We start from the raw sequence: 7,494 nt of genomic DNA on the forward strand, positions 1-7,494 counted from the left end.
CCGCCCCGGCGGGCCCGCGGTGGCGGGAGCACCCCCCCTGCCGTTGTCAGGATGCGGACGCCGTCACCGGGTAGTGGTCCGACAGATTCGTGTACGTGTAGGACGTGCCCCAGCTCGTGACGGTCCAGGGCGCCGACTGCTCCTTGACCACGTGGTTCGTCCAGCCGGCAGGGCGCGCGTGCCCGGCCCGGTGCAGCACGTAGTCCAGGTCCTCGCGCGGATCGTCCGGGTAGCGGTCCTTGGCGATCGAGTTGTCCTGGGTGTCGAAGGAGTACGGATGCCCGGTCCGCGCGTCCGCCCCCACCAGGCCGCCGTCGGTGAGCATCGAGGCGTACTCACCGCTGTGCGAGTCGACGTTCAGATCGCCCGCGACGATGACCTGCTCGGAGGCCGGAATCGCCTTAGCGTCCAGGAACGCGTCGATGTCCTTGAGCTGGGCGCTGCGCATAGCCGCCGCCTCACCCGATCCGCACCCGGGATCCGTGGACTGCAGATGCGTCCCCACCACGTGCACCTTGCTGCCGTTCACGTCGAGCACCGCATACGCGAAGCCCTTGTTGGAGTACCAGTCCGACCCGCAGGCATCGGGGAAGACGTACTGCTCCTTGCGCAGCACCGGCCACTTGCTGAAGATCGTGACCCCGCCGTCCTCGGGCGTGGTCGTCGAGTAGGCGCCACCGGTCGCGTCCCACCCGGACTTGCTCCGCCCGACGACGGGCGTCTGGTGCGGGTACTCGGCGCGGGCGCCCGCCGCCAGCGCGTCGGAGGAGGAGTTGTCGAAGGCCTCCTGGATCACGACCACGTCCTGGCCGCGGAAGAAGGAGGTCTTCGGGATCGCGGCCGCGCGATGGTCCTGACCCCAGTTCGGGTACAGCGTCTTGCTGAACAGGAAGGCGTTGTATGTGAGCACCTTGATGTCCGGTGCGGCCGCAGCCGATGCGGACCCGGGCGAGGTCGCGACCAGGCCGGCGCCGGCGAGCAGACCGGCGAGTGCGACAGCGGTCGTACGAGGTGCGCGAGGTGTACGCGGCACGGAGACTCCCGTGTGATGTGGGGGCAGGAGGTGGGGCCCGCTCATCAAAGCAGCGACGGTTACTTCTGAGTAGCCCCTGGATGTCGGCGAGTTGTCGCGGCGCCGGACACTCGGATGCGACTACTGCCCTCTTTTGCGCGGGAGTTGACCGGAGTAACTTCCGCCGCATGCCGATACCTGCGCGGGCCGCCCGCTTCAGACCTGTCGTGCTCATGGCTGCCCTGGCGGCCCTTCTCCTCTCGCTGCTCTCGCCCGCGTACGCCGCCGCACAGAGCGGCCGTCCGACGGAGAGCAAGCCGGTCTACTCGTACGCGAACGCCATCCGTGAATCCGTCTGGGTCGACACCGGGCTCGACGGCGACGGCGACGGGAGGACCGACCGCGTCGCCGCGGACATCATCCGCCCGCGCGAACCCGCCCAGCGGGGGCGCAAGATCCCCGTGATCATGGACGCCAGCCCGTACTACGCGTGCTGCGGCCGTGGCAACGAGAGCCAGAAGAAGACCTACGACGCCGACGGCAACGTGGTGCAGTTCCCGCTGTATTACGACAACTACTTCGTCCCGCGCGGCTACGCCTTCGTCGCCGTGGACTTCGCCGGGACGAACCGCTCCGACGGCTGTGTGGACGTCGGCGGACGCTCCGATGTGACCTCCGCGAAGGCCGTTGTCGACTGGCTGAACGGCCGCGGCCGCGGCTACACCAGCCGCACCGGCGACGAGCGCGCCAAGGCCGGCTGGTCCAACGGTGACACCGGCATGATCGGCAAGAGTTACGACGGCACGGTCGCCAACGGCGTCGCCGCGACCGGCGTCGAGGGCCTCAAGACCATCGTGCCGATCGGCGCCATCTCCTCCTGGTACGACTACTACTTCCAGCAGGGCGCCCCGCTCTACGACAGCGGCCCCGAGTGGCTGTCCGACTACGTCGAGAGCCCCGAGGCGCGCACCCGCTGCGGCGCCGTACAGCAGCGGCTCGTCGACGAAGCGCCGCGCAACGGCAACTGGACCCGGCTGTGGGACGAGCGCAACCACGTGCCGGACGCCGACAAGGTCGAGGCCAGCGTGTTCGTCGTCCACGGACAGCAGGACCTCAACGTGCGCGCCAAGCACTTCGGTCAGTGGTGGGACGCGCTCGCCGAGGAAGGTGTCGAGCGCAAGATCTGGCTGAGCCAGACCGGGCACGTCGACCCCTTCGACTTCCGCCGGGCCGACTGGGTGCGCACGCTGCACCGCTGGTTCGACCATGAACTCCTCGGCTACGACAACGGCATCGACGACGAGCCGATGGCCGATATCGAGACCGCTCCCGACCAGTGGGAGACCAGCCGCCACTGGCCGCCGCGCGCCACGGACACCGTGGCCGTGAAGCCGGGACCGGGCACCCGGGCCGGCGTCGGCACCCTGGGCCTCGAGTCCGCGCCCCGCGGCGCGGCCGGGACGTTCACCGACGGCCCGAGCCGCGGCGAGGCGACGGACTGGGCCGCCCAGCTCACCAGCTCGACACCGGACAAGGCGGGCTTCGTCACCGAGCCGCTCGCCAAGGACCTCCGGATATCCGGGAGTTCGCAGGTCACCGTGACCGCGACCCCCTCGACTCCGACGGCCCACCTCTCCGCCGTCCTGGTCGACCTGGGCCCCGCCACCATCCGTGACCACGCCGCCGCGGGGGAGGGCATCGTCACGCTGCCCGAACGCAGTTGCTGGGGCGAGAGCCGCGAAGGCGACAGCCCGTGCTTCAAGGAGACCGCCGCCAAGACCGCGGACGTCGACTACACGGTGTTCAGCCGCGGCTGGGCCGACCTCGGCACCTACGCCGACCCGCGTACGGAACGACCGCTGACGCCCGGCAAGCAGCACACGCTCACCATCGACCTCGCCGCCAGCGACCACGTGATCCCCGCCGGCCACCGTCTCGCCCTCATCGTCGCGGGCACCGACGCCGGCCTCATCGAACCGCCCGCGGCACCGGGCAAGTTGACGCTCGACTTGCGGCGCACCACCGCCGAGCTGCCCTTCGTCGGCGGCCGGCGGGCGGTCGCCCGGGCCGCCCGCCCCCGCCCCCCCCCCCCCGGCCCCCCCCCGGGCCGCTACGAGGGGCTTGCGCAGGCTCCCCAGGCGCACCGTCTTCCCCCGGAGAAAGGCCTGATCCCTTGAGACGCGCACTTTCGCTGACGGGGGCCCCTGACCCCGTTCCGCGCGGCCCCGCCCGCCCCCCCCCCCCCGGGCCCCGGCCAGACGGACGCCTCGACGCCCGGACCCCGTACGGGATTCGAGCGGTCCGACGGCGCCCGCTGGACCACCCAGCCCGAGGAGCAGGACTTCCTGCGCACCGTCGACCGCGACAGCCGCCGGATCAAGGTCGAGCAGATCGGCACCACCAAGCAGAACCGGCCGGTCCAGCTCGCCCGCCTGGGCACCGACCGGCCCGGCGCGCCCACGGTGCTCCTCATCTGCTCCCAGCACGGCGATGAGCCCTCCGGCCGCGAGGCCTGCCTCAGCACGCTCCGGGACCTCGCCTACGCCAAGGACAAGCGCACCCGCGAACTCCTCGACCGCAGCGAGATCCTGATCGTCCCCACCGCCAACCCCGACGGCCGCGCCGCGGACACCCGCGGCAACTCCGACGGCGTCGACATCAACCGCGACCACGTCGCCCTCGCCACCGCGGAGGGCCGCACCCTGGCCCGGGTCATCCGCGACCAGCGCCCCGACGTCATCTACGACCTGCACGAGTACGGCGCCACGCCCCCGTACTACGACAAGGACCTCTTCGACCTGTGGCCGCGCAACCTCAACACCGACCACGACGTGCACGACCACGCCCAGAACCTCTCCGGGGACTACGTACGCCCCGCTGCCGAGGGCGAGGGCTACTCCACGGGCACGTACGGGATCTGGACCGACCCCGAGACGGGTGAGCCGATCAAGCAGACCGCGGGCGACGGGCAGGAGCGCATCCTGCGCAACGCCTCCGGTATCAAGCACGCGGTCGGGCTGCTCATCGAGAGCCGTGTCGATCCGCTCACGGACGAGGAGAAGGCGGACGAGAGCCTGAACAACCGGCGCCGCGTGTACTCCCAACTGGCCGCACTGGACGGCCTGTTCGCCTTCACCGGCGAGAAGGGCCGCCGCGTCGACCGCGCGACCGGCGAGGCCCGACGCGCCGGCTACGCGGACGAGGGACCCGTCTACCTCGGCGGCGCCGACAACGACCCCGCCGACCCCTCCGAGATCCTCGCCGACCCGCCCTGCGGCTACCGGCTCACCGCCGCGCAGTACGCGGACATCGGTGACGAACTCGCGCTGCACGGCGTCAAGGTGCGCCCCGACGGCGACGGTGTGCTCGTGCCGCTGCGGCAGTCGTTGCGTGCGCTCGTCGCGCTGCTGCTCGACGAACGGGCGCCGTATCACGTGGCGAACGGGCAACCCGCCGACGAATGCTGATGGTCTGTGACCTGTGACACGCGTGTGGTAGCGAAGAGGCGAGCATTACGAAGACGCCACCTCGAAAGGCCCCGCCTATGCCGCACGAAGAGCAGAACAGACCGGAAGAACAGAAGAAAAGGGCCGGCCGGGGAGAACCGCATCTGTCCACGGGGCTCCCCGGCAGCCCCCACGACCACAGTGTGGTGACGACCGACCGGGTGGTGTTCGGCGTCACCGCCGCCATCACGCTCGCTTTTGTCCTGTGGGGCGCGCTCTCCACCGACAGTCTCGAGGACGTCTCCGCGAAGGCGCTCAACGGACTGATTCACAACGCGGGTTGGGCCTTCGTCCTCGCCGCCTCGGGCTTCGTGGTCTTCGCGCTGTGGCTGGCGATCAGCCGCTACGGGAAGATCACCCTGGGCGGCGAGGGCGAGGAGCCCGAGTTCCGCACGGTGTCCTGGGTCGCGATGATGTTCAGCGCCGGTATGGGTATCGGCCTGATGTTCTACGGGGTGAGCGAGCCCCTCGCACACTTCACCACCCCGCCGCCCGGCACCGACCCCGCCGACTCGGCCACGGCCATGATGACCGCGATGGCCACCACGCTCTTCCACTGGACGCTGCACCCGTGGGCGATCTATGCCGTGGTCGGTCTGGCCATCGCGTACAGCACCTTCCGCAGGGGCCGGCGGCAGACGATCAGTGCGGTGTTCACCCCGCTCATCGGCAAGAAGCGCGCCGACGGCAGCTGGGGCCGCGTGATCGACATCCTCGCCATCTTCGCCACGCTCTTCGGCTCGGCCGCCTCCCTCGGGCTCGGCACCCTGCAGATCAGCAGCGGAATGAAGGAGCTCGACTGGGCCAAGACCATCGGTACGGGCGTGCTCGTGGCGATCATCGCGGTGCTCACCGCGGCCTTCGTCCTCTCGGCGGTCTCCGGTGTCGAGAAGGGCATCCAGTGGCTGTCCAACACCAACATGGTGCTCGCCCTGATCCTCGCCCTCTTCGTCTTCATCGCGGGCCCGACCGTGATCGTGCTCGATCTGCTGCCCACCTCGATCGCCGCCTACCTGGGCGATCTGCCGCAGCTCGCGGGCCGCACCGAGGCGAGTGGCGGCGAGGGCGTCGCGGACTGGCTGGGCAGCTGGACGGTCTTCTACTGGGCGTGGTGGATCTCCTGGACGCCCTTCGTCGGCATGTTCATCGCGCGGATCAGCCGTGGCCGCACCATCCGCCAGTTCATCGGCGGCGTGATCCTGGTGCCCAGCACGGTCAGCCTGGTCTGGTTCGCCATCTTCGGCGGTACGGCGATGAAGATGAAGGAGAGCGGACGGCTCGGCGACGAGGCCACACCCGAGGGTCAACTCTTCGCGCTGCTGCGTGAGTTCCCCATCCCCACCGTGATGAGCATCCTCGTGATGGTTCTCGTCGGCATCTTCTTCGTCTCCGGCGCGGACGCGGCGTCCATCGTCATGGGCACGCTCTCGCAGCGCGGCACCTTCGAACCGACACGCCTCGTGGTGGTGTTCTGGGGTGTGGTCACCGGAGCGGTCGCCGCCGTGATGCTCATGATCGGCAACGGCAAGCCCAATGCCCTGCAAGGTCTGCAGAACCTCACGATCCTGGCCGCCGCGCCCTTTGTGATCGTGATGCTCGGCATGTGCTGGTCGCTGATGCGCGATCTGCGCAAGGACCCGCTGATCGTCCGGGGCGAAATGGGCGAGGAAGCTGTCGAGATGGCCGTGATCGCGGGCCATGAGAAGTACGACGGGGAGTTCGAGCTGAGGATCGGACCGGCGCCGATCGACGAGTGACACTGGGGGAGCGGGGCGCGCCGCGTCCCGCTCCCCCGTACGCTTCGGTGGCCTCGGAGCGTGCATCGACGAGAACCCGATCAGCGGAATATCGCAGTCATGCTCGCTTCCGCCCTCGGATGGGGATACTCGTGGCATGTGTGCCGAGTACGCGACCTTCGGTCTTGCCCCGGCGATGCGGGCCGGCGGCGTCCTGGCCAACGGTGACTACCAAGTCCACCGTGATTTCACGGACTTCATCGTGGAAGGCAGGCCGCTGCTCTTCCAGCTGTCCGATCTCGACGCGGTGTCCCCGCTCGCCTCGGACGTACCGCCCGCGATCTTCACCACGCATGTGCGCAGACTCCTGCTCGAGGCCGAAGCCCCGCTGCCCGACGGGAGGTTCGTGATCTACGGCTGTCCCGAATGCGAGTCCCTCGAATGCGGCGCGGTCACCGCGGTCATCGAGAAGGACCCGGACAACGGCGAGGACTTCATCTGGCGGGACTTCGCCTGGCAGACCCAGGACGAGGTCGACCTCGAACGCGACGCCTACCACGGCATCGGACCGTTCCGTTTCCGCGGCTCCGAGTACCGCAGTGAGCTCGCGCGGCTGCTCGCCACCCCCGAACCCGCCCTGCCGCGACGGGTGTTGCTGATCGGCGCAAGGGTCGCCGTACTCGCCAAGCTCGCCGCCGCGCTGCGCACCATCGGCATAGGCGCCGAGATCACCCAGGACGCGACCGGCGTGCCGCCCGAGGAGCTGCGGACGTACGGTGCCGTCGCCTTCGGCCGGGCGGTGACCGACACCCAACGGGCCCTGGTGCGCGAGGCGTTCGAGCGTACGGGTGTGGAGGTCGTGTACGTGGACGGGCTCGCTCCGATCATCCCGATCCTGGTGGCGCAGATCGAGGACGCGCTCGACCACAGCCCGGTGGAGCAGCGGCGGCTGACGCGCCTCGTGGCGGCGGACGGCGAGGCGGGGATCGAGGTCACCTCGACCTGCCGGGTCCGGCTCACCGGCTACCGGCTCGACCGGCTCTACCGGACGCATACGCACGAGCTGTTCGACGACGTCCTGGAGGCAGGCAAGCACCGGATCGCCCTGGAGGCGAAGGCGGTGAAGGGGGAGTCGTACATCGTGGCGCGGACCACGGACAGTGTGCTGGTCGCGCCGATGGTGCGCTGACACACCTGAGGGGGCGGCCTGGTGGGGCCGCCCCCTCCGGTGTGCTGTCTG

The 7,494-nt window shown here is 69.9% G+C and carries 5 protein-coding genes; 4 read left to right on the forward strand and 1 reads right to left on the reverse strand.

The genetic code is table 11. The annotated features are described in order from the left end of the window. Window positions 1–46: 46 nt before the first annotated feature. Complete coding sequence (sph, locus tag JAO81_RS26725) at window positions 47–1,078, reverse strand: sphingomyelin phosphodiesterase (protein WP_199550489.1); 1,032 nt, start codon at window positions 1,076–1,078, stop codon at window positions 47–49. A gap of 122 nt (window positions 1,079–1,200) precedes the next feature. On the opposite strand from sph, the gene JAO81_RS26730 reads away from it, so the two are divergent. The 4 genes from JAO81_RS26730 to JAO81_RS26745 all read left to right on the forward strand — a co-directional run bounded on the left by JAO81_RS26730 (window position 1,201) and on the right by JAO81_RS26745 (window position 7,443). Beyond that, window positions 1,201–3,189: a Xaa-Pro dipeptidyl-peptidase gene (locus JAO81_RS26730; protein ID WP_199550490.1), complete on the forward strand. Its 1,989-nt coding sequence runs from the start codon at window positions 1,201–1,203 to the stop codon at window positions 3,187–3,189. Between the two features lie 27 nt (window positions 3,190–3,216). Further along, window positions 3,217–4,479, forward strand: a complete 1,263-nt coding sequence (locus JAO81_RS26735; RefSeq protein WP_199550496.1) for a M14 family metallocarboxypeptidase — start codon at window positions 3,217–3,219, stop codon at window positions 4,477–4,479. A gap of 77 nt (window positions 4,480–4,556) precedes the next feature. Beyond that, window positions 4,557–6,275: a BCCT family transporter gene (locus JAO81_RS26740; RefSeq protein WP_199550491.1), complete on the forward strand. Its 1,719-nt coding sequence runs from the start codon at window positions 4,557–4,559 to the stop codon at window positions 6,273–6,275. Window positions 6,276–6,411: 136 nt separating this feature from the next. Then, complete coding sequence (locus tag JAO81_RS26745; protein WP_199550492.1) at window positions 6,412–7,443, forward strand: oxidoreductase; 1,032 nt, start codon at window positions 6,412–6,414, stop codon at window positions 7,441–7,443. Window positions 7,444–7,494: the final 51 nt, after the last annotated feature.

Source organism: Streptomyces sp. N35, from assembly GCF_016464295.1.
Taxonomy (GTDB): domain Bacteria; phylum Actinomycetota; class Actinomycetes; order Streptomycetales; family Streptomycetaceae; genus Streptomyces.